Here is a 22,632-nt window from a genome sequence, read left to right as displayed (position 1 = left end):
CCCGCCTCCTAAGTTAAAACCATTTCATATCCTTAAGAATCGCTGAAGCTTCCCCTGAATATTTACCTTGATCCTCCTCAAGTTTACGAAGCAGCTTTTTTGCACTGGCTTTATCATCCTGTGCGAGGTACCCCAAAGCGAGCTGAAATTGCGATTCTTTCTGCAAAATGTTGTCTCTTCTTTTTGATAAAACTTTTAGGTTCTCTACTGCCCGTTCTATTTCCCCTGTATTCAATTGTGTCAAAGCCAGAAAGAATAAAACTTCAGCATTCTTTTCTTCAGGGGCAAGCTGTTCCAGTATGTTTTTAGCTTTATAAAACTCCTGCTGCCGAATATAATTTATTGCTTCGAGAGCTTTTTCAGATTCGTTTTGCGTGAGGCCAGGGAGTCTATATTCACCACCTCTTGTTACAACTGCATTTTCGGTATCACCGAGTTCAGAAAAATCAATTTTTGAAATTACCTGTTGGCTCCCTGCATAGGAATTAAAAAGTTCCTCATTGGATTTTTGTGTTGGCTGCCATATAAAAAATCCGATCAACAGAATAGCTGCAACAGCATAGAGCCAGGAATAGGAATATATGCCAGGCTTCGGTTTTGCAGTTTGCAGGGTTGGCAACTCCTGCTCTTCCTCCTCTGCCTGGGCGGAAGGCACCACCTTCGCCTCCTCTACTGCCGATTCTTCTGAAGTTTTCTCCACCTCCATTTCTTGGTCCCAGGCTTTGAACTTAGCTAATAGCTCTTCCCGTCCTTTTTTTTTAACTGCAGTCTGAATATCTTCTTCAGAAATCTCCTCTGAAAGTGCCGCATAGGTAGAAGGCATATTCTTGATCATTCGGGTGCGTTCCAGAGTAGTCGCCGCATTCTTCAACTCCCGGAAAAAAACCACATCCCCAAGGAAGCTGGCATTTTTCTCTTTCAGGAGCCTGGTTGTGGGCGGGAATTCATTCCCGAGAACATATTGTTCTGCCAGCTCCTCAAGATAGATTTTATAAAGCCGAGGCAACTTTTTGATCATTCTTTCAGGATCCTCAGGCTCCAACCGATACACAGCCTCATAAACCGGTTTGGGATCATTTTCATAATCTACAAGATCTACTGCCAACTTCTTCCAGTAATCCGAATCGTTCTGCTCAACGTTTAAAGGTTTTTCCTTACGAGAAACCATAAAGTTTTGCTCAGCATTAAAAGAGAACTTTTTCTCAATATGAGAAAGAAAAAGTTCCTTTATAATAGTTACATCCGTTTTCATTGTTCAGTCGTTAATTCTCGGTGAGCCATTTGCCGAAGCCGTTTCTGACAACGTGCTTTCTGTTGTTTTGTGGTCTCGGCATTTGCATAACCTAATTGTCCGGCTATTTCGGCCATGGACTTCCCGTGATACCAGAAAAGCGTCAGGATCTCGTAACAAAGTCCTCCTGCCGATTCCATTTTCTCTAAAGCTCCCAACAGAGCAGTGTATAGTTTCTCATCCTGTATCTTCAATTGCCGAAGTTCATCCTCAATTGCAGGATCTACCTGCAATTCCTTCAGATTTGGTTCTGTGTCCTCCAGTGAAAATCCTTTGTTGACTTTTTTGAACTTATCCAGTAACTGATACCTGCAGACGGAATTCAAGTAAGTCTGGATGCTGGCATTGTTGGTCAACTGAAAATTTTCATTGATGATCTTTTCATATAAAGTAATCACAGCCTTATGAAAGATCTCCTCCAGTTCATCCTCCTTGACACCACTTCCCGCACTCTTCTTGTACAAAAACCGCAGACAATAATCTTTGGTTTTTTTATAAACTACGCTAATATGATCAGGTTCCTTTTTTATTAATGCTATTAATTCCTCGTCGGGAAGCTGCAGGAGTTTCTTTTGGTTGGGCATACCACGGGCTATTGCTTAATGCACCCAAATTAAGAAATTATTAAGAACCACAGAAAAATTCCTTGGCCCGATTTAATAGCTAGGAAGCTTATACATTAAGTCTCCTTTAGTGGTTATGATCTTGAATCCCAAAAAGGTATTGGTTCCCCTCACCTTTGCGATTTGTTTTCGGGCAAAAGCCAGCGCCTCAGTTGTGCTGTACATTAAGATTTCCTTTTCCGGAAAATCAAATTCATAATTATGAGGGTTACTAAATGATCTTACCTTTACTTTCATTGTCTATAGTTTTATAAAAAATTATTTTATAACCATTAATAGCAGCTCAGCAAAAAAGTAACCCTAAAATCTCCATCTTAATTATACATTAAAATCCTTTATATAACCTACTCAACTTTTTGAAGTTTTTGAGAGAATCTCCTCCATTCTCCTTTTGTCTTAGTGGATAACTTGTCGTAAAGTTTTTTTACAAGATCAATTGGTAATTCCCGAATTTGCTCTTCACTAATGCAGCTCCATTCTGGAGGATAATATTCCGGGGGATATTTTTCATCTGAAGCAATTATTTCCAGACGTTGCTGATTTGTTGCAGATCTATATTCTTCAAGATATTTAGCTCTTACTGACCCTCGCTCTTCAAAAGAAAGTTTCCTCAATTCTGCAATTGCAGCAGACCGTCTTTTTTTTTCGATCTTGAACCCTCTCCCGGAACGCTTTATCTTCTTCTAACTTCAGTGCTCTCCTCCTGGCTCTCTCCTTCTGATGGAGAAAATATCCCTGGATATTTCGTACTCCACTATAATGGCTCCCAAAAGGCACATAAGGGTTGATGCTATTTCGCAGTCCGTAATCTGCCAGATCATATTTATCATCAAGCCTTCTGTTGTTGATTATCCTATATATCCAGATCGCACCAGCAACAGACCCGCCAATCCATCTGAACTCCCGTTCCAGTATTATTAGTGCTTTGTAAACCGAGATCAATTCAAGGTCTGAGAGATTGTCTACCACCTTTTCCCATGTATTCCAATGTAGACGGTTTATGATATCACGATGTTCAAATTTTAGTAGTTGATCAGGATCAACATCAGCTGTTCTTCCAAGCTTAACCAGGTCTTGAATATCTCTAGAAGTAATTTCCATTGTATGCTTTTTATAAGTTCCATGAAATATAGGTTATCTTCATTAGAAGAAGATGGTCTAAAGAAGCTCGCACCTCTTTGGACCAGCCATATTTCTATTCAAGATCTCTTTTGTAAAATTTATCGCCGATGTCCTTTCCAGATCTGATATAAGCACTATAATTCATTCTCGCCTCTCTTTCATCCAGGAACATCTTTTCCATGTCAGCTTCGTTCCTTTCGAATTTCACTACATTTTTAATAGATAGCGCGCTGGCAGCACTATAAACATCATGATCAGTTCCTGTGTAGGTAAAAGTCCAACCTCTGTGTTTAAGCTGTTCAATTTTATTTTTTATTACCTCCCTGGAATATTCCCTGGATGCATTTTCTTCTCCATCAGTAAAGACCGTAACCAGAACGTTCGAATCTCTTTTATTTCCAATGATCTTCTCTAGTTTAGATACTCCATAACCAATGGCATCATAGAGAGGAGTACTAGCTCCTGGTCTATAGCATTCGTTATCGATCTGCTTCAGATTCCTTACTGCCTGGTTGAACAGATGTTCTGTTATACCTAAGCCATTAAAGGTCAAAAAAGATATAAAATGTTCCTGCTCAGAATATTTGTTTTCAACGCCTTTTATTGTCTGAACAATTTCATTGAATCCGCGGATGATCTGATCTTTGATACTGAACATGGAGCCGCTCTCATCAAGGATTATTAAATTGTGAACCTGGTGTCTTGTTTTCATTTTTTTTATGTTTAAGGTTAATTAAGAATATTAGGTGTAATTCAGAATAGACTAGACTGCTATTGATCATAAACAGCCAAATCAAGAGTTCCATCTATATAGCCTTTGTATACCAGTAGATCAAGATCTTCTGGAATGATAACCGCCTCGAAATAAACTCCCTGAGGCTTGTATATTTTATTGATCTTAACTTTTGCATTCCCGGAAATTCCGTCATAAGAGTTCTGATATTTCCAGGTGAAAGTGATCTTTTGCTGTGCATATGTTTCCTCCGTCTCTTCAAAATCTTTAAATTCAGCATCATAGATCACCCCATGGCTCATACTTTCGGCCACTGGCCAAACATTAGCGAAGTAGATATGATTCTCGTCAGCTAGTTCAAAGAAGGAAAGAAAAGCTTCATTTTCTAAAAGTTGGGGCGTTATATCCACCCCATTCTCAGTGGCATCAAGGATGATGAACTTATCCAGTACGATGAGGTCCTGATCCTGTGCAAAAACAGAAGCCACATTTAGACTTATTAATAAAATGGTTAGATAGATCGTTTTCATGATATAATTTTAAAGTTTTAAAAAAAGAGACCACCCCCCTCCCCTACAAAGAGAGGCAGCCTCAAAACAAACAACAACAATTACAGAACAGCTAATAGTTTGGATGCCATCTGACTACTGGAATTATTAAGGATGAAGTGGTATTTGTTTGCACCTGATTCCCGCAACCATTTTTCCCAGATGTAAATGATCTTTTTATTTTGAAGGATATCCTGGTCATCCTTGCTGGAGATTCCGGAGATCACCCACTCAATGTCTGCTTTTAGTTTGATGGGGATCAAGCCATAGTCTTTGGCTTCAGCTTTTTCTTTCCAGTCGTAATCAGTTAATTCTGCCATAAACTGTGTGCTGGTGTACCTGTTCCCTGTCCTCATGACGTGGGACCGATTTTCAAAATCGAAATATCCATCTGTGGCTATCAAGACTAAGTTCCTGTATCCAGATTTGCTGAAGCTGTCAGCATTGTCATTCAAATATGCCCAGATGTCCACTCCAAAAAAGTCATTCGAATCTTTTCCAATTAAAGACTGTTTTTCAAGACGGTCCAGCACCTTTTCAAAAGAAGTGACAAACTCTTCCATTTTTTTGTTCTTATTCTGCACCGGGACCTCATCGAGATTGAGCTGAAGCTTATCTTCAAAAGAAGCTATGTCCAGCGGACTTCCTTTCTGAGGAATGATCTTTACAGCGAAGCGGTCTTTGGATGTCAGTATTAACCCCCGTCGGGCTTTAGTTTCAAATTCCTGAAATAGTTTCCGGATGAGATTAAAATCCTTCTGCAACTGATCGTCATTTAAAACCCTGTCACTCAAATCCAGGACAATTGTATAATTGACAGGTTTGCTGTTGGAGTTGGCCTCCGCATATGCTTTTGAAATACTAAGGCCAAAAGTTAGCACGGATAAAAAGGATATAACTATTATCTTTTTCATGATTTATAAGTTTGATATTAGTAAAGTGGTGAAGGATTAATTGAGGGATGGTATCTTCTTAAAGTGAGTTTCCATAAAGTCGTTATATACCTGCTCACACTCATCCTTTTTGGAATCAAAGTCGGGGGAACCATTCAGGAATTGTCTCCATCCCATGTAGAAACTGGTAAGGTTTTGGGACAGCAGATCGGGATTTAGCATGGCTTTATCCAGTTCTTTCTTAAGCTCTTCCATTTTCTCCTCGAGCGTCTTTACCCTGGATTCTAAATCAAGCACAGTGGCTTTTAGATCAGCGATGAGATCCTTCTGTTTTCTGATCTTAGCTTTAAGGTCCTTTATCACCAATGCGGCAGTAATTCCTGCATTTTTTTTATTCTTCTCTTTGAGCATCAGCTCATACAGATAACCCCAAACCAAATAAGCCAGAAAACCAAAAGCAAGAACAAGGTAGAAATTGATACTGGTTAAGAAATTCCAGTCCGCATCGGCAATACCCGCCATAACCTTCAATTCATGAATTCCAGAGTCGATCTTATAGGCGAGCAGAGAATCCACGATGAGCGCTCCCAGTACTGCAGCCCCGATCTTCAGACTTTTGTACTTTCCTCCCATAGTGTGGGGAACCAAGCCAATGGCAAAAAACAGGAATGCTCCGAGGTATACAAATAATAAGGCTGGGGAAGCTTGAAAAATGCCCTGTACATCAAAGATATTATCTAAATAGAGTACTATGTCATCTCCCGCAGTCTGAATAAGAGTGCCGGCATTCCGAAAAAAGGAAGCATAAATGGCCGATGCGTAGAAGAGGATGAGGTAAACCGAAAGCAGGATTACCAGAGAAACATAAGTAAAGAATTTAATACTACTATAACCGGTGTTGATCTTGTTTTGTTCAAGATCTAATTTCGTTTGCTGAATTTCCTCCTCATAATCCTCTACCTTCTGTTGTTCCTCTTTGAGACGGACATCCTGAATCGTCTTTTTTTCACATTCCAGTTTTTCCCTTTCCTCTTTTTTTTCCGAAATAAGAACCTGGATCTTCCGTTTGTGGGTCTCGTGCTCTTTTTCATTATATGCTTCATCAACGATGTATCCGTCCTTGATCCATTTCAAAAACGTCTTCATTGAAGTAGCGTCTCCGTTATTTAATCCTGCTTTTTGAAGGGCATAATTCGCGAAGCTTCTAATTTTCTCTATTCTTTTTGTAGAAGAAGTTTCTTCCTGAGAAGAAGGGGGTACAATTGAAAGGTTTTTTGCTGGTGTTTCCATAATGCTTATAATTAAATTGGTTATTGTTTGTTTAACCATTTATAGCACTAGGAAGAAAAGGTAACCCTTGCCAGGAAAAATTTTTTGAAAAATAGGAGTCAGAAGACCCTTCCATGGAAATAGGTGAACAACAACTCGGTTTTAATAAAAATAATAATACTAATATAGCTGCTTAAATTTCTCTTATCGAATCCAGGTGTGTTAAGTTTTAGACCCTCCATGCAGACCAAACAACGATACCAATAAGAACTGAGCCTACAAAACTTCCAAAGACAATAATAGGGAATAAGACTATTATGAGGGACAAAAGAACTTTTAAAGCAAACCAGATCCGGGGATGAAAAGTACGGGTCGCCATTTCTTTCTGACTATAGCTTAAAATGACTTTATCAGAAAAATTCCTCTGCAGTTCTTTAAGTATCCTTTTTTTTAAAGGATTACCCTTTAAATGTACATACTTTAAAGTTTTTATGTAAAAAAAAGACAGAGGTAATGTTTTTAGATTGTTTTCCGAAAGATACAGGGCCTTCAAGTTGGATCCTTGAATATCCGTGCGTTGAAGACTTTTTTTCGATATGTTATTAATCTGATTCTTTGAAAGGTCAAGATATTGGAGCTTCTTGAGGTTCAATAGTTCATAAGGAAATTCTTTTAAGCCACATGAGATAGTTAAACTATTCAAATTTTTCACAAATCTTATTAATCCCTGTACATCAATCCTATTGGAGCTTACAACAAGAGTATATAATCTTTGTTGGTCAATCTTATTTAAAATTTTGTCAATGTTATCATGATCATATAAAAGGAGCTCTTGAATTCCCGGTCCGATATTGTTCTTAAACCAGAAGGGTCCGCTTAATGATATATACCTTAGCCTTGAATTTTGGTTAATTAACTTTGAGAGTTCAATGGGGTAGAGCGTAGTCAAATGTATTTTTTCTAAATCTGTCAAGTTCTTAATATTTTCAGGCAGCTCCCTCTCATTAAGTGCTCCCCTTAATTCTCCTTCTTTAATGGTGAATTGCTCTTTTCTGCTTTTTCTATTGGTTAAAGGCTTACCTATACCTTCCTTTTTTTCCTGTTCTTGAATACCCTTATTTTCAGCGGACTTCATCATCCAAATGAATAAAAGTGGGATGGTAATAAAACAGATCAGGTAAATCAGGTATAAAAAATTTCCCTCAAGAGCTAAAATAAATCCACCTAATAAACAAAAAATCAACCCATAAATTCCACATCCACTATTTTGTTTAAACATTCTTAAATATTTAGTTCAGAAGAAATATTATCTAAAAAGATCTTAAATTTTATCATTATATAGACACTGCTCTATCTGTGCCTTTAATTTACAATGCTACAAGTTATTTTCTCAAAAAATCGGATACATTCCCTCAAATTTGTCTAAAACAACGATCATCTCCTCCGCTAGATTTTCTTTTGCAGTAGAAACTATTTCTGGTCCTATAGATCTATAGTAGGCCTGTGCAATCCCTCCAGCCATACAAGCTATGGTATCACTATCTCCTCCAATTGAAATTGCCAATCGTATGCAATTTTCAAAGTCATTGCTGTCCAAAAAACAGATAATAGCTTCGGGAACCGAGCCTTGACAACTGATTTCAAACTTGTAACCCGGACGGATCTCCTCAACAGTTCTGTTCAAGTCATAGTCAAATTTATTAGTTATAAAATCCCGGATCTCAGATTTAGAACTGCCGCTTCGTGCAAGAAAAACAGCTGCAGCTATAGCTTGGGCTCCTTTAATTCCCTCGGGGTGGTTATGTGAAAACTCAGCAGATCTTTTGGCTTCCTTTAAAACCCGCTCCATATCATCAAAGGCAAAACCTATCGGACTAACTCTCATTGCAGAACCATTCCCCCAACTGTTATACGGCCGAGGATCTTTTGAATATAACCAGGTATCAAAGTTATTTCCGTAGCCTCTTCCGGGATACCTCTGTCCCCACTCACTTAACGCAAGATCATAGGGTAGATGATGAAGTATGGCATCAGCAATTGCAATAGTCAATACGGTATCATCCGTATACCTTGCACCAAAATTAAATAGCTTAAAATCTGTAGTTTTTATATTCCTGTGCTCGAAAACTGAGCCTACTATGTCTCCTATAATTGATCCTATCATTCTACTTCGTTTTACCGTGAAAGCCTCTTCCTCCAATTCACCAGAATTTGCGCAATTTCAAATTCATCCTGCTTACCTGCAAGATCAATAATTACATCTATTTGACTGAACATTTCCACATACTCAGGAAAGTAACCATAGATGTCTCTATATTCCCGCATTAGTTCATACAGCTTAAGGTGCACATTATATTTCCAGGATACCTCCTCCCACTCTTTTCTCGCAAACTCTAACTGATGGTGCTTTTGATAATCTGAATAGACGTGACTAATTAATACATTTCGCTGTTTCCATCCCAATTTGTTAGTTCTGGAACTTAACCCTTCTGTTACTTTCTTTAACTCCTGGAACCCTTTTACTATAGGTCTTTGAATTTCCAGAAATGCAGAGTTATTAGATGAATTAGGATTATTCATTGAATAGGTAATAATGTGGTCCCTCCATTGAAATAATGTCATGGTTTGCCGTTAATAAAACCCCTCCTTTAGGAATAGAAGAATTCTCTGAAGTATTTCCCTGCTCATCTATATAGACTGCATCTTCCGGACCTTCTACAAGGCACATTGGTAAATAGATATTTTTTTCCTGATAGTTTTGTTTGCGAACCTGCATTAGCGCATAAAGATCATGTTCTTTCTTCAGCTTGATATCCGGTTCCTTTTCTTCGGAAATAAATATTCCCTTCAAGGAAAAATCCTCTTCCTTTGAGGTCCTGTGAATAGGAATTTGCAGATATCTGGCATATCCTATTTTTACCACCACATACGGAAACTTCCCATACCCGGGCGGAAAATCATTTTTCTTCTTTCTCTTGAATTCTTTAATTTCTTTCATCTCGATGATTTTATTTTTTCATTTCAATAAGGATTTGACTTTACACTAGCAATAGTCTCGCATGTTCTTTTAAAGATCCAAGAACAATAGCATTTTGTTCAAAGTATCTCCCGAGTTTAACTGCATCTGTTTCTGAAATACCCAGAATCAGAAAGCTTCTCTCCGGCTTCCAGGATGTATCCATACCTTTTCCTTCTCCTTCAAAAAATGGATATTCTTTTATCTGTTCTTTAAGTTGGTGATGACGTTCCTCATTTTCCCGGTCTGATACAATTTTCGAAAAGGGATTGCAGGCCGTAATAAATGCCCATTTCTTGTGGTTCATACTTTTCAAAAAGGTATCTAGTTCCGGGTTCCTTTGTCCTATTTTTATTGATAGTGCCGGCTCAAAAACATTATAGGATGTATTATTATAGGCGGTTAATAAATGACTGTCCATATTATATCGGCTTTTATATTATTACTTTTAAAACTATTGCTCTCTGGCATCTCCAATAATTTTCATTTCTCCCTTCTGTTTCAGGAGATCATTGATCGGTATTACATAAATCGAGCTATTATCGAAACTCACCAATTCCAGTTTCTCCAGGTCATGATAGATGATCCTAGTGTTATTTAGGTCGTGAGACGGGTAACACTTTTTAAAATAACTCCTGAGGATTAACATCATAGGATCCAGACCAAGTTCTCCGAGCCTGACCAACTTTTTATTTTTCAGCACCACACAATACGCTAAAGTAAAGGACCGATTATCTGAAATGGCGCTTGTATCAATTTCACGACTTTTGAACTGTGCCTTTATAGCTCTTAGATGAGCAGCCCTTCCTATTCCCGAACATTTGATCCCGATTTCCTTATTTAGCACATCAACAACCTGAATATCTGTGAGTTCATTATACACCGCGTAATAACCTTCATATAATAATTGAGCATTGACAACACCATTTTCGAATGAAGGAATATCTTTCTCTTTCCTATAATCTACAGCATTATTTACCTGAAGTACAGGAATGCTACCGTTAACATTGCACTGGATAGGATTCGCTTGATTTCTAAAAAGGTTTTCATTTTTTATATAAAAATTTCGGTGTCTGAATTCCTGAATGATCTCATTTTGTGTTTCTCTCGCTTCATGCGAGTTAATGTTGATGAAGTTATTATAGTAAACGCATAGACCTAGTTCGGAAAGTATTAGAACATCCTCCTCCGCTGGCAGCTCTGCATAACTTTTGCATCGTCTTTGGTATGGATTTCTGATGTTCCTAAACAACTGAAGCTCTCTTTCCAACGGTAATGGAAGAGTTTTTGAATCAGGGTACAGATCTTCTATACATTTATCCAAAAGGCGAAAAAGATGTTGGTGATCCCCTGCCTGTTCAAATCTAAGGAAGCTGATCCAGTCACTATCCGTGTTCTCATGACCAAAGTTCACGAAATCTCTATATGCTGTAGAAATTGCCTGATGATAAGCTTCAGGTAGAGAAAAACCCCTGTACTTGCTTCCTATTAATTCAAAGTAAAACCAAATTTCATATGCGTAAAATTCGGGTATCTTAATTTTAGGCTCGTCTAGAGGTTCATTATGATACTCTTTTAATTTTTCGGGCTCCCATATTGGGCCTTTCAGGGTTATCTTCTGGATCTCATTTCTTTTTCCTTTCCTGATCTCATAGATTGATAGACCTGATTGGTGGCCGGACAGCAATGACTTGTGTAGGATTGCAATTTTTTTCCCTTCAAATGTATCTAAGGGAAAATCAAGAGGATAGGTTCCAAATTGTGTCCCAACAAACAGGGGAAAACGATCTTCTTCAATCTCGTAAAAAGTAGAAAGATCCACCTCCTCCAAGAGGTCCTCCGGAAAATCAAAACCTGGATATCCACTGGTGAGCATTTTAAACTTTATATGATCCTGCATGAATGTTCTAATTAAGGGTTTCGTTGCTCGTTTCACCCTCTATCAAAATCTTTTGAAAGAGTGTTCTCCTCCCATCTACAACTTGAAAAATTGTTGTTGTAATAGGTAAATCATTATAATAGAAGAATGCTACTTTTTGCCCCTCTAAAGCCTCGGGAATTATCTCCTCCGGAAATGTTCCTGCGGCAGTCGGAATAAATACCGGCACGCAGTTTTCCTCAAATTGAATGAATCTGTCATAGGGAACCTCAATGAAACGACTTGCGGGGAAACCAGGTCTTGGATCCATGGAATCCAGGATTTTAAAGGTAAGATGCTGTTGGTTTAATATCTTAGGTTTTTCATAAATGTTCACTGCGAATTTATCTTTTAAGGACGAGTCTCCAGCTGTATCTCTATACCACATAAAATTTCCTTCAGGAGTTATTTCACTTCCCAGCCAGGCAATACTCCCGCAAGAAGGATGTTCGATCTTTTTATCAGAGGCGGAATGTTTAATTACATAAAAATAATCCTCGCCTTTGGTCAAACCCAGTGGCTGGAAATGCTTTCTCATTCTCTCATAAAGAAGATGGGGAGGCCCCAGCTTTTCAGATAAATAGAATAGCCTGCCATTAGTCTCGCCGTACAGATCAAATTGTTTAGCGAAAATGACCAGACTTCCAAACTTTTCATTGATACTTTTTACATTGAAGACAATGGAGGAAAATGTGATCTGCAATTTTTCCTCATCTGTATATTTTAATTTTTTCAGCATTGATGCTATTTTAAAATTAACATCATTACGCCGAAGCTTTTAATCATTTGTGGAAGTAACATTTTATTTCCTTTGATAAGGCTCATTGTTTAAGCACCGTTGCTTGTTATCGCTGGTTGCTATCTCTTTTATGAGATTCGTAATGATGTCTGGAATATACCAAAAAAAAATTTTTTCACCAAAAATTAATTGTTTTTATTGCTTTTTTAATTTATTCACCTAAAGATTTCATTTGCATTTATGAATATCAAAAAATCCAAAACTTTTAGGGCAGTAGCTACCTTTGGTTTAAAAAGGGGATACCGTGAGGACTTTATTAGTCTGGAGGAATTTAAATTGCAACTGGTCGCAGTTCAAAAAATGATCTTTAGAAGATTCAATATACACTTGAGTACTAAAATTGCTAATTGTGATATTGTTTTTTCTGGTCAGGATGAACCTTCTGTCGATATCAGCTTTATTCAATATCCTAAATTTCAATACGATGAAGTAAAACTTAAAGAAAGCATATTGACATTGGTAGAAATTTTAATGAACGCCCTGGAGCAAAATCGAGTTGTAGTCGTATTTGACGATGAAACTTTTATGCTGGAAAAAGATAAAGATCAACTGGATCCCGGAATCGATTTCAAGCAATCAAGTGAATAATTGCTGCTTTAATTAATAAACTGGAATAAGAAAAAATGGAAGAAATATTATATCGGGAAGATTCTTCAGATGAATTCGAAAAGTATGTTTACATAGGAACTGCCTATCCTGAAGACTTGGGCATGTCTCCTCCCCAGTATCAAAGTTTGATAGAGTGGCAGGAATTGGCGAGAAGTGATGATTACGCCGAGATTCTGGTAAATCTACTTTATTGTGAATATATATATTATGAGTCCCCAGAAACATTTGTAGATAATTTTGGTAAAGAGTTCTATGAAATTTTTAAGAAAAGCCATAAAAAAATGGGAGTTGCCAAATGGTTCTGGGGAATAGATTTACCCATCTTTTCAGAGCTAGACTTACGAGAAAAAGAAATAAAAGAATCAACTTATTTTGAAAATGGTGAAAATAAGCATATCCAATTCACTGATGGCTCAGAAGTAAAAGTGGTGGATGAAATGGAGGGTTTTAGCGGAGGATTTTATGTCACGGAAGAAGAATACCCGCAATTACTTAAGGATATAGAGGCTATTCGAAAGATTCTAAATGAATAGGTAAAACTTTAATTTTTTTTCTATTAATGACATCTAATAACTGTGTAGCTTAAGATCTTTATGTAATTATGAAGGGCGCTTTATTAATAATAAAATGAAAAACTATGTCAATACAAAAATTTAAAAACAGCTTCGATCTAGTAAACTATTTATGCAGAGAAGATGTTTTAGGTGAGGTGGAAATAGAATATACACAGCTACGCAGTTCAACACTGGAGGCTTCCAGTTTTAACTTCGAATATCCCGACCTGCAGGAACATCTGGATAGTATTGCCTGGAACATCATAGAGAACAATGGCGCAAGCGCATCTTCGATACAGGTCATATTCTACCAGGAGGAAGATGAAGGAGAAGACTACAACTACAGTTTAGAAGGTACGGAAGAGGAATTTGATTTAATTAATGAGAGTATTCACAACCTAATCAAGAAGGCTTTAGGTCCTGATGTTTTTGCCGTTATTACTTTAAAAGGCTCAGATTATAATCTTAAGTCTACTAAAATATTGAAATGGGAATTTTTTAATTCTACTCCTGAAGGCGAAAAAAAGATAAACCTTTCTAAGGAAGAGGACGAGAAAATATTAAATGGAATTTTTTCTATTCTACGTGGGAAAAGTTCACCAATTGAATGTTTAGAAGAATATGAATTTGAAGTGGATGACGAAAGAGTGAACCTACTAGAAAAGGGCGCATTAATTGCAAATGCTATTCTCTCCCTTAAAGACGACATACCATTTGAACTGGATACTGAGAAATTGAAAAAAGCTTGACAATCGGTTATTAATTAACTAGAGATCATTGGCCGGTAGCAAAATCAATATGTATTATAAAATACTTGGAGAAGTAACAGCAATATTATTCTCAAATTTCAATCGGGGCCAGGTAGACCGAAAACATTTTAGTTTAAAATTGTAAAAAGGCTCAGAGTTTATAAGGATTAATATAACATTTTTATATACTTTTTTCTAAAATTTCAAATCAAAGTCTTTTTTGTAATTTCCATACATTTCATCAATTTTATTCGGAACAACATCTATTGGATCTGCATAAATCATACGGAGACCTGTCCCTTTTGTTTCTTCCGCAAATTTAGTCCTTTCCTTAATTATGGAATCATGGATACCTTCAATGTCGATTTCATGAGAATACAAGGTTTCTGCCCAAAACTTTATACATGTTGTTTTGTCGTTATACCTTTGCATTATATCTACAGAATAATTAGCTGCTAATCCGTGGTCTTTCCATAACTGAGCAAATGTTTTATTTTTTGAAACAATTACGTCATCTGATTTAAGTTTTCGGGGTCGCAAATTGAAAAGTTTTCTAAAAAAAGACCATTTTTGTGGTGAAGAATAGTAGTTCCTAACATATTCTATACATGCAAGCTCTTTATTATCAGGCTCCATAAGTTCAGTTAAATTTTAAAATAATTTATTTCTTTAAAATACCCCCAAACAAATTCTGTTTGTGTATTATACACGTCTAGTAGATACATCAATCTAATTTTATAAACGTGACCTCACAACTTTTACAAGTCCTTTGCTCCTGCACATACTCGTTTATATCAAACCAGCCTCCTGTTCTTTGCCAGATATCTAGCCCACGGCCCAATATAATTTTCCAGCCATTATCCATTTCTATATAACGGTCATGTATGAAGTCATCAAATTCATAAGTCAAAATTACGCCCATACTTTCTACAGAAAGAGCCATATTCTTAAAGGCATCCTGATTGTTTTCTAGATACTCTTCATCGCAAGTGGTTACGAGATGAACTTTTATTTCCTTTTCAGGATCTTTGTTATCAACGAGAAGTTTAATAAACTCCATAAAATTTCTTAGTTGATGAGGCATCCTAATATATGGATCTACTAATTTTATTTCTGTCGCGCCTATTAAATAAGCTCCGAAGAGATTTTCATAGGATATGCCTGACTGATTATCTCTAATAATTTTCTGCTTGGGTTCCAGCTCTAAATTTCCCGATGCCTCATTATCAGCGGGAACTTCTTTAATTTCCTCTGAATTGGTTTTCTTTTCTTTAATAAGAGTCTCACCAAAATCTAATATTTCTAGAGTCTCGATTTCAATTTTCTGACCTGAGCTTTTAATCGTATAGCTAAAATCAACTCCTTCAAAAGTTTCATCCATTTTCTGAAGCTGTTGCTTTACCCTTTTCCTACTTTCAATTGACAGGTCAAGCAGTTCTTTTGCTTCCTCCTCCTTCATTTCTACACTGGGATAAATAATCTTAGCCATCCCAGAAAAAGTTTTGGCAATAGAAGTTTTATCCCTAGTTGTTATTGAATCAGATAATTCAAAATACTGGGTATATTCATGAGTTCTGTCTTCACGTCTTAAATCCCTTAGAATTTCGGCCAGGTAATCTACTATAAAACCATAATTGGAAGTAAACATCTCATTTCTCAATTTCTGGATCTCCCATCCGGGAATATAGGCATGTATTCGATCCAAAAAAGCTGAATCATAATAGTCTTTAGGCAAAGCATCAAAAAGATCACTGTGTTTAAGCATAAAAGGAACAGAATGATCTGTATTACCTACAAAAGCCATTGAAGCAGAAGCACCATATACTTCGGTTCCCCTGGAAAAAGATTTATTGGCCATATAGTTTTTCATTATATCCACCAGGCCTCTATCTGAACGCTTGGTTTTACCTGCAAATTCGTCATAGGCTACAACATCCCAATAGCCTACAAGGCCAATATCTCCAGTACTATTATTCACAAAAAGTTTTGCTTTAGACACCTCTCCCCCGGAAATTAATATCCCATGCGGGGATAACTCCGAATAGATATGAGATTTCCCAGTTCCTTTTGGGCCCAATTCGATCAGATTATAATTGTTTTCTACAAAAGGAATTAGTCTTATCAGTTGAAGCAACTTTGTTCTTAAGGTAAATTCGCCAGGATTTAATCCGATGGACTGCATTAATAAGTCAATCCATTCTTCTTTCGAAAATTTAGCACGCTCTTCTTTGAATTCCCGTACATCTACATTTGAAATTTGTATCGGCTTTAATGTTTCTATCAGCCATGGAATATGATCTCTCTCATCAGACGGGAAATAAGCCAGGGTTAATATACACCACACCCCACTAGAAAGAAGTTTCTGATGGTCTTTAATTATTTCATCAGATATTGGGATCTGTTTTAGACCTAGGTTCGCAAAACTTGCTTCATACCTATCTCTTCTATCATTTAGCTTTACAGAAACTTTATCAATGATTCTGTGTGAGCCTTTTTCCCTAATTGTAGATTTTATGATTTGAGCCTCATCCCGATGCACGAAATGTTTCGAAATAATATTCTTTACAGTTTCTACTCCCTGGTTTATGGTTTCCTCATCATCAGTAGCACAGTATTGTCCTAATAAATACTCAAGAACGTATGTTGGAACAATCGCATTTCCCTTAACGAGTTTTGTGAGATCCTTTCGAACCACCTTTCCTCCAAAACTTTGATTAAGCTTTTGATCCAGTTCTTCCATATCTTATCGTTTTAATCGAAATCGCTCGAAAAAGTTATATTTAAAGTATAGTAAAAATCTTTATATTTTTTCCATTTGTTAGTACCTTCCAGTGGCTCCTCTAAAATCAGTCTTACCCTTTGATTTTTATATTTCCCACTTGCTTTTTTACTTAAATGAAACTGATGCTTAACCTCCCTTTGTCTTTCACTTCCTTCTTCTATATCAAAATTAAAAGTAAACTGATCACTTAAAAGTTCTCCATCTTCCGCATACAGTCCAGCCCTGATCTGCCTTGTTAATATTTTCTCACCTACTAATTCCTGTTGAATAAATGAGACGGGTAAAATATTGGTTGTAATGCGATCGGTCGATTTAATAATATCAATACTCACCTGACTCACGGTGTCAGTTCGCTTCCGCACTGCTGTTTTCAATAACGGAACTATTACTTCCTGAGGAGAGGCTCCTCCATGAATAAATCGGCTTCCTGCTCCTTTAATTCGAAGTCTGTTGATAGATTTTGGAATTAAAACCTCCAAACCGTCATTATTCAAATTTAGTTCTGAGGCACTGAATTTCTTTGATTTATCATCTCCTCGAAGATTTTGTCCAAGTACAAATCTTCTGTTTTCCTTCCATAAATCGCCTTCATACTCAGATAAACTAAAATCACTTTCATCGAGTTTATGATTTTGATAGATAAATCCATGATCGGCTGTTACAAATACATTGGTACCATTTAAACCAGATATTTTACGCAGGATATCTTTAATGTAAATCAATTCTTCTGCTACAGCTTCAAAAACTTTTCCTTCACTGGTTTTATCGTCCCCAGTTTTATCTATTCGATTATGATAGATATATATTAAATCATGATTCTTTACAAACTCTCTTCCTTCTCCACCAGATTTGGTCTTCATTTTCATTAGATCTTCTGCCAAAATTGCGGTGGCACGAACCCCAGAATTTGATTGTAGAATTTTAGAACGACCCTTTAAACCAGATGCGGACATTTCATCCACAATTAAACTGTCGCCACCTTCCTTAACCTTTAATTTGGAATGAGGAAGCAAGGATGCCATTCCTAATTGGGTATAGGAAGGCAAGCTACCTACCATGAATTCTAAATTAGACTCAAACCGATTTTCTGAAACTATCATTTCATGTAGTTCAACCCCACATTCAAAGCGCAGAGCATCTGAAATAATTACAAATAGCTTCTGATTTTTATCCAGGAGAGGTTTTACATGGTGTTTAAAAAATCCTTGTTGACTATCAAGTCTATTAGTGGGCCAGACTTCTATACCATCAATTATTTTTTGCCAGTTGTCATTAAAAGGCAATAACCAGGAATTGTTGTAGATCCTTTCTACCTTCTCAGCTAATTCCTGTAGGACATTATTATTTTTAGAAAGGCGGTAATTCCAGATAAATTTTCTGTAGGCGTAATCAACCTGATAAAATTCAGTTGTGTATTCCTTAATTCCATTTTCAAAACTACTAAACTGATGGTCTATATATTTTTTAACCAGGTCTATTAATTGTGCTCCTGACTCGATTGTATTATAGAACTCTGAATATTTTGGATACCAGAATTTATTTTCGCGCCTCTTGATAAAGGTCGCAACCTTTTCATAGTTAAGATCTTCCGCAACTAATTGAGAAACTAGTTCATGTATTATTCTCTGGTCAGTTAATTTGAAAATGTCGTCTGAAATTATTTCATCTAATTGGGCTGAATTCAACTTCTCCTCAATCTGGATATCGCCAGCTATTCTTTCTGAAATTTCCCCAAAATAATCCCGAAATGGAATTGTGTTTTTCCAAGTGCTTAAAATCAATCTCGATTCAATATTCAAATTATGCTTCTCTCCCAGGACGAAATTATGTTGGAAAAGATCTAAGAGGAAATCATAGATTGAAGGATTATCTGAGTGATAATTATAGACCTTAGCAATCTCGCTCCAGAAGAAGCTATTCAGATTGAAGCGATCTAGAAGCTTACCATAGTCCTTTGATTTGTTTATTACCTGAGCAGAATATGCCTGAACAAATTGATCCAGGTTTGTTGTTTCAGTATTAAACACGACAGATAACATTTTACATCGTATCTTCTGCTGTTCATCATCCTTAGTGATCAAAGCCTTAAGTTTCTGCTTTCGTTCCTTAGATTTAAAAAATTCTATGTGCTCCGCTACCAATTCTTTCAAGAAATAATCAAGACCTAATTCCTGAAGAAACATCGCTTCCTGATCTGTATGGAAAACATGATTGGCTAATTCCAGATCTAATAGCCAATTATATTCATTAACTGGTTTTTCAAAAGGGAGATAAAGAAGAAACTTTGTGTCTGGATGATTTTTTAGGATTCGATACTTTACTTCAAATTCATTACCACTTACCTCGAGTTTCTCCACCTGCTCTATCGCCAGGTTCTCAAAGATTTCGGTAAATTCTTGTTTTTCATCATACCAGAAAATGACTCTATTTTCCTTAAACCTTTTTTGAAGCGCTTCTGAAACTTTTTCCATACCCTATTCAATTTCTACCATTATTACTCTAATTACTTTTGACCAGTTATTCTTCCATTCACCTTTTCGCTTTTCAGTTCTAAAAAAAACTTTTGCTTCAAAGTCTTCTGCGAATGAGTTAATAAAGCTGTCTATTCGAGCTGTTTTTAAGCTAGTTATATATGGACTTGAAATAACAAAATAATTCGTTCCTTTAAATCTACTTTTTATAAGTTGAATAAGATTAGAGATGGAATACATTTCAACATCAAGTATATTCGAAAACAGATGTATATAAGATTCACCTTGGGATACAGCTTCCAAATCTTCGCCATTCAAGGAGTCAAAATCTTTATTAATAGTTTTTATTGAAGATAATTTTTGAACTAGATGTAATGCTGCTCTTTTTAGGCAGACATTCGAAGGCTCAATTAAACAAATTGAATTAATTTTTTCAGTACCAATTTCGTCTACTAATACCATGGAAGCTAAACCTTGTCCACAACCCCAATCAATGATCGAGGAATTGTCTATATAATCTGGTAATTTCGAAATTGCAAATCTCAATTTAGCAATGTGCATTTTACCATAAGCATACATATAGGCCAGCATATATTCCTCTTTATCTAAAATATTGACACCTCTGCCTAGGGCCTCGTAATATTTATCATCTCTAATTTCAGAATAAAGGATACGGTTCATTTTCAAAAGATTTTCTAATGAAAACTCCATTTTTAAAATTTCTTCAGAATAAGAAGTGTCTTTTTCAAGTAGAAGCCCACTGTCATAAAAGCTAAATACTCTATCGCGACCTAAGAATTCATCGAGGTGTTCTTGTATAGTATAAAAAAGATCAGTCTCATTCTCCAGGGTTATATTGAAAACTATCTTTAATATTCCATTGGCTAAAAAAGAATACTCTTTATTATCTATTGAAGCTAATATACTGTCTTTGATTGCATGAACTCTATGAGGAGAAAATTCAAAAAAGTCTTTTATAAATAGTGCGTAATAATTTACTAAACAAGCTATAACATCATCGTCTGAATGAGATTCTTCTATATAAGCTTTGTCCAATAGATCAAGGACAGTCGGCAGAGCCTCTTCAAGCTCCTGACGTGATCTTACTCTATACATATATTTAGAAGAAGCCTGAATAATCAAGCTTTTTTCTAGATTATTACTAGAAAGAAGATTGTAAAAACGTTCAAAAACAAATCTATCTCCGAGCCTTATAGCTGTTAATAAAAGTAAATTAAGATAAGCTTCATTTACTTGATTAGAAAAATCAAGATTAGAGATAATTGGATATCGTAGTATAATTTTCTCAAACTCTTTACGCCTTTTTTCTAATTCTTTATGGTTAATCAGTCCATAATAATCAAATAGTTTATCACCATTTTCTTCAATAAATTTAGAAAGGTCGTTGGTTGAATTAAGAGCTGACCTATATTTTTCTAGTAGCATTATTCTAGGTTATTTTTAATCTTTTCGATTAATTGATCCTTTTTTAAATTAGAAATACCCTTCAACCCCCTTTCCTTAGCAATCTTCTTCAGGTCTTTTACTGTTAAATCAGATAAATTTTCTATTCGATTAAAATTACCTTCAGATTCATGGGAAGCAACCTTAACATTTTTATTTTGGGCCCACAATCCACCAAGGTCTTGATCATTCGAAATACTTTCTTCAACCTTCTTTAAGTTCTCAGATTGTTCCTTCACGGTTTCTTCTGACTTAGGATTATTCTTCGCTCCTATATCCTCTTCCTCGGTTTTAATTTCGGCATTAGACAAATCCCAGGTTTTAACTACGGACTTCTCTTCTTCCGGATCTTGATATAAATCTGAGGTTTTTGACTTCTCAGGATCAATAGAAAAATTCTTTACCTCATATTTTTCCTCTTTCAATAGTTCATTTAGGTTAATGTTCTCAATTATATCACCTTGTACTTCTTTGATTATATCTGCATAATCATTTTTTACCTTTTTTTTCATTTTCTTCTCAAATTCCTTTTGATTAATCGAGAAGACTTCTTTCGGAAACCAAGAAATAAGTTCTTTAGATAATTGTCTTATTATTTTAATTAGACCTTCCTGATACCTGTTTTCTTTGGTAATAATAAGTGTATTAAGAATATTATAAGCCTCGTAATTAAATGGGACTTTTTCACCTTTCTGCCTTGGCACTATAGGATCTAAATAGCTAAATTCATATTGCGAAGAATTCTTATCTAGTACGAACTGATAAACTGACTCTAAAAGATAGAAATCTAGCTTTTGATCCATCCTAAATTTAACTTCCCATTCATTACCACCAATTTTATATAGGTTTCTTAGACTTTTATATCCATAATGAAGTCCATAAATCAGTCCAACTTCTTCCTTTACTCTCCAGTTTTGTTTGGTTATAAATGATCCTATAAGATCTACGGTTTTTTTCGGTTTTCCCTCACCATAATTATATAGTATAGATAAATTGTAAAGTAGACGATCACCTCTAAATTGTTCGGGATCTACGATATTAAATTTTTCTTTTAATTCCTTTCCTCTCTCCCTTGCGATATTTCCAAGGATATCGATCGTTATTTTTTTATGTAAAAATTTATAAATCTCAGTATCTCCTTGGAATATTTCGTGATAGGTTTTTTTATAATCTGGTTTTTTGGCCTTTAACTCTTCCTCAACTTTTTTATTAAAAAAGGAAAATGTAGAAATGTAATTAATAGGATAGTTAATTAATTCATCTTCATTATCAACTAAGGCAATCCGCATAAATGCCAGTCCTCCCAATAATCTATTAAATGCTCCTATTTGCTTGAGAACATTTGAATTATCCATTAAAGTTGGGTAATATGTTTTCTCCGGTATATCTAAAGACACTTCATTTTGTTCCTTTCCTTCTACACTAATCCAATTTGAAGGTACGAACCCTGCTCCATTTTCAATGTTCCAATGAATAATCTTTAATTTATCTTCATTAGGAAAATAAATTTTAATAATCCTTGAAATAGGTAGGAAACCATCTAAAACAAAATAATCATTTGAAACTTCCCTCAAAGAATCCTTTTCTCTTGCAGTCAATACCAATTCTATAGAAGTATCATAGTCTTTATGCCACTTTTTCTTTGACAATAACATTTGATCCGGCATCAAATCCTGTAGATCTTCCTTCCTCTCTGAAATAAAAGTAACAGGACATATTAGTGCACTCACAATTATTTGGGCAAGGTTTTCCGAATCGAGATGGTAATAGTAAGTATCTATCATAATAAAA

24 protein-coding genes and 1 riboswitch are annotated in these 22,632 nt (G+C 35.8%); of the genes, 3 read left to right on the top strand and 21 right to left on the bottom strand.

Annotation, left to right across the window (positions count from 1 at the left end; all coding sequences use genetic code 11):
* Window positions 1–13: 13 nt before the first annotated feature.
* The 16 genes from Q1K34_RS06305 to Q1K34_RS06230 all read right to left on the bottom strand — a co-directional run bounded on the left by Q1K34_RS06305 (window position 14) and on the right by Q1K34_RS06230 (window position 12,152).
* The gene (locus Q1K34_RS06305; RefSeq protein ID WP_300436004.1) at window positions 14–1,252 is read right to left on the bottom strand and encodes a hypothetical protein; all 1,239 of its coding nucleotides are present in this window, start codon (window positions 1,250–1,252) and stop codon (window positions 14–16) included.
* Window positions 1,249–1,875 carry a sigma-70 family RNA polymerase sigma factor gene (locus Q1K34_RS06300; RefSeq protein ID WP_300436001.1) on the bottom strand — a complete coding sequence of 209 codons (627 nt, stop codon included), beginning with the start codon at window positions 1,873–1,875 and terminating at the stop codon, window positions 1,249–1,251. Before Q1K34_RS06300 ends, Q1K34_RS06305 begins: the two co-directional genes overlap by 4 nt.
* A 72-nt stretch (window positions 1,876–1,947) precedes the next feature.
* Window positions 1,948–2,151 carry a hypothetical protein gene (locus Q1K34_RS06295; RefSeq protein WP_300435998.1) on the bottom strand — a complete coding sequence of 68 codons (204 nt, stop codon included), beginning with the start codon at window positions 2,149–2,151 and terminating at the stop codon, window positions 1,948–1,950.
* Between the two features lie 107 nt (window positions 2,152–2,258).
* Window positions 2,259–2,528 carry a hypothetical protein gene (locus Q1K34_RS06290; RefSeq protein ID WP_300435995.1) on the bottom strand — a complete coding sequence of 90 codons (270 nt, stop codon included), beginning with the start codon at window positions 2,526–2,528 and terminating at the stop codon, window positions 2,259–2,261.
* Window positions 2,509–3,015: a hypothetical protein gene (locus Q1K34_RS06285; protein WP_300435993.1), complete on the bottom strand. Its 507-nt coding sequence runs from the start codon at window positions 3,013–3,015 to the stop codon at window positions 2,509–2,511. The genes Q1K34_RS06290 and Q1K34_RS06285 overlap by 20 nt, the downstream gene beginning before the upstream one ends.
* Window positions 3,016–3,109: 94 nt before the next feature.
* On the bottom strand, window positions 3,110–3,748 hold the full coding sequence (locus Q1K34_RS06280; protein ID WP_300435990.1) for a VWA domain-containing protein: 639 nt from the start codon (window positions 3,746–3,748) through the stop codon (window positions 3,110–3,112).
* 59 nt (window positions 3,749–3,807) lie between these two features.
* The gene (locus Q1K34_RS06275; RefSeq protein WP_300435986.1) at window positions 3,808–4,299 is read right to left on the bottom strand and encodes a hypothetical protein; all 492 of its coding nucleotides are present in this window, start codon (window positions 4,297–4,299) and stop codon (window positions 3,808–3,810) included.
* Window positions 4,300–4,379: 80 nt separating this feature from the next.
* Window positions 4,380–5,231, bottom strand: coding sequence for a hypothetical protein (locus tag Q1K34_RS06270; protein WP_300435983.1), 852 nt, complete (start codon window positions 5,229–5,231; stop codon window positions 4,380–4,382).
* A 36-nt stretch (window positions 5,232–5,267) separates the two neighbouring features.
* Complete coding sequence (locus tag Q1K34_RS06265; protein WP_300435980.1) at window positions 5,268–6,500, bottom strand: hypothetical protein; 1,233 nt, start codon at window positions 6,498–6,500, stop codon at window positions 5,268–5,270.
* Between the two features lie 208 nt (window positions 6,501–6,708).
* On the bottom strand, window positions 6,709–7,758 hold the full coding sequence (locus tag Q1K34_RS06260; protein ID WP_300435977.1) for a hypothetical protein: 1,050 nt from the start codon (window positions 7,756–7,758) through the stop codon (window positions 6,709–6,711).
* A 111-nt stretch (window positions 7,759–7,869) separates the two neighbouring features.
* Window positions 7,870–8,679 carry an ADP-ribosylglycohydrolase family protein gene (locus Q1K34_RS06255; RefSeq protein WP_300435974.1) on the bottom strand — a complete coding sequence of 270 codons (810 nt, stop codon included), beginning with the start codon at window positions 8,677–8,679 and terminating at the stop codon, window positions 7,870–7,872.
* Window positions 8,655–9,101, bottom strand: coding sequence for a hypothetical protein (locus tag Q1K34_RS06250; protein ID WP_300435972.1), 447 nt, complete (start codon window positions 9,099–9,101; stop codon window positions 8,655–8,657). The genes Q1K34_RS06255 and Q1K34_RS06250 overlap by 25 nt, the downstream gene beginning before the upstream one ends.
* The gene (locus Q1K34_RS06245) at window positions 9,052–9,477 is read right to left on the bottom strand and encodes a hypothetical protein (RefSeq protein WP_300435969.1); all 426 of its coding nucleotides are present in this window, start codon (window positions 9,475–9,477) and stop codon (window positions 9,052–9,054) included. Before Q1K34_RS06245 ends, Q1K34_RS06250 begins: the two co-directional genes overlap by 50 nt.
* A gap of 40 nt (window positions 9,478–9,517) precedes the next feature.
* Window positions 9,518–9,916 carry a DUF3293 domain-containing protein gene (locus tag Q1K34_RS06240; protein ID WP_300435966.1) on the bottom strand — a complete coding sequence of 133 codons (399 nt, stop codon included), beginning with the start codon at window positions 9,914–9,916 and terminating at the stop codon, window positions 9,518–9,520.
* 33 nt (window positions 9,917–9,949) lie between these two features.
* Window positions 9,950–11,395 (bottom strand): hypothetical protein, encoded by a 1,446-nt coding sequence (locus tag Q1K34_RS06235; RefSeq protein ID WP_300435963.1) that lies wholly within the window; start codon window positions 11,393–11,395, stop codon window positions 9,950–9,952.
* 7 nt (window positions 11,396–11,402) lie between these two features.
* Window positions 11,403–12,152: a hypothetical protein gene (locus Q1K34_RS06230; protein WP_300435960.1), complete on the bottom strand. Its 750-nt coding sequence runs from the start codon at window positions 12,150–12,152 to the stop codon at window positions 11,403–11,405.
* Window positions 12,153–12,205: 53 nt separating this feature from the next.
* Window positions 12,206–12,303, bottom strand: a riboswitch (SAM-I-IV-variant riboswitch).
* Between the two features lie 89 nt (window positions 12,304–12,392).
* Here Q1K34_RS06230 and Q1K34_RS06225 point away from each other — a divergent pair.
* The 3 genes from Q1K34_RS06225 to Q1K34_RS06215 all read left to right on the top strand — a co-directional run bounded on the left by Q1K34_RS06225 (window position 12,393) and on the right by Q1K34_RS06215 (window position 14,124).
* Entirely contained in the window at window positions 12,393–12,800 is a 408-nt protein-coding gene (locus Q1K34_RS06225) for a hypothetical protein (protein ID WP_300435957.1), read from the top strand.
* Between the two features lie 35 nt (window positions 12,801–12,835).
* The gene (locus tag Q1K34_RS06220; RefSeq protein ID WP_300435954.1) at window positions 12,836–13,354 is read left to right on the top strand and encodes a hypothetical protein; all 519 of its coding nucleotides are present in this window, start codon (window positions 12,836–12,838) and stop codon (window positions 13,352–13,354) included.
* A gap of 104 nt (window positions 13,355–13,458) precedes the next feature.
* Entirely contained in the window at window positions 13,459–14,124 is a 666-nt protein-coding gene (locus tag Q1K34_RS06215; protein WP_300435951.1) for a hypothetical protein, read from the top strand.
* A 195-nt stretch (window positions 14,125–14,319) separates the two neighbouring features.
* Here the strand turns inward: Q1K34_RS06215 and Q1K34_RS06210 are convergent, their stop codons facing one another.
* The 5 genes from Q1K34_RS06210 to Q1K34_RS06190 form a co-directional block, all read right to left on the bottom strand.
* A complete protein-coding gene (locus Q1K34_RS06210) occupies window positions 14,320–14,760 on the bottom strand; it encodes a hypothetical protein (protein WP_300435948.1) in 441 nt (146 codons plus the stop codon).
* Window positions 14,761–14,848: 88 nt separating this feature from the next.
* The gene (gene brxL / locus Q1K34_RS06205) at window positions 14,849–16,864 is read right to left on the bottom strand and encodes a BREX system Lon protease-like protein BrxL (protein ID WP_300435944.1); all 2,016 of its coding nucleotides are present in this window, start codon (window positions 16,862–16,864) and stop codon (window positions 14,849–14,851) included.
* An 11-nt stretch (window positions 16,865–16,875) separates the two neighbouring features.
* Window positions 16,876–19,377 (bottom strand): BREX-1 system phosphatase PglZ type A, encoded by a 2,502-nt coding sequence (gene pglZ / locus Q1K34_RS06200; RefSeq protein ID WP_300435941.1) that lies wholly within the window; start codon window positions 19,375–19,377, stop codon window positions 16,876–16,878.
* A 3-nt stretch (window positions 19,378–19,380) separates the two neighbouring features.
* The gene (locus Q1K34_RS06195; protein WP_300435939.1) at window positions 19,381–20,823 is read right to left on the bottom strand and encodes a hypothetical protein; all 1,443 of its coding nucleotides are present in this window, start codon (window positions 20,821–20,823) and stop codon (window positions 19,381–19,383) included.
* Window positions 20,823–22,625 carry a Rho termination factor N-terminal domain-containing protein gene (locus Q1K34_RS06190; RefSeq protein ID WP_300435937.1) on the bottom strand — a complete coding sequence of 601 codons (1,803 nt, stop codon included), beginning with the start codon at window positions 22,623–22,625 and terminating at the stop codon, window positions 20,823–20,825. The genes Q1K34_RS06195 and Q1K34_RS06190 overlap by 1 nt, the downstream gene beginning before the upstream one ends.
* Window positions 22,626–22,632: the final 7 nt, after the last annotated feature.

Origin of the sequence: Christiangramia sp. (assembly GCF_029937855.1) — a bacterium.
Classification (GTDB): domain Bacteria; phylum Bacteroidota; class Bacteroidia; order Flavobacteriales; family Flavobacteriaceae; genus Christiangramia.
This window is presented reverse-complemented; position numbering and strand designations above follow the sequence as displayed.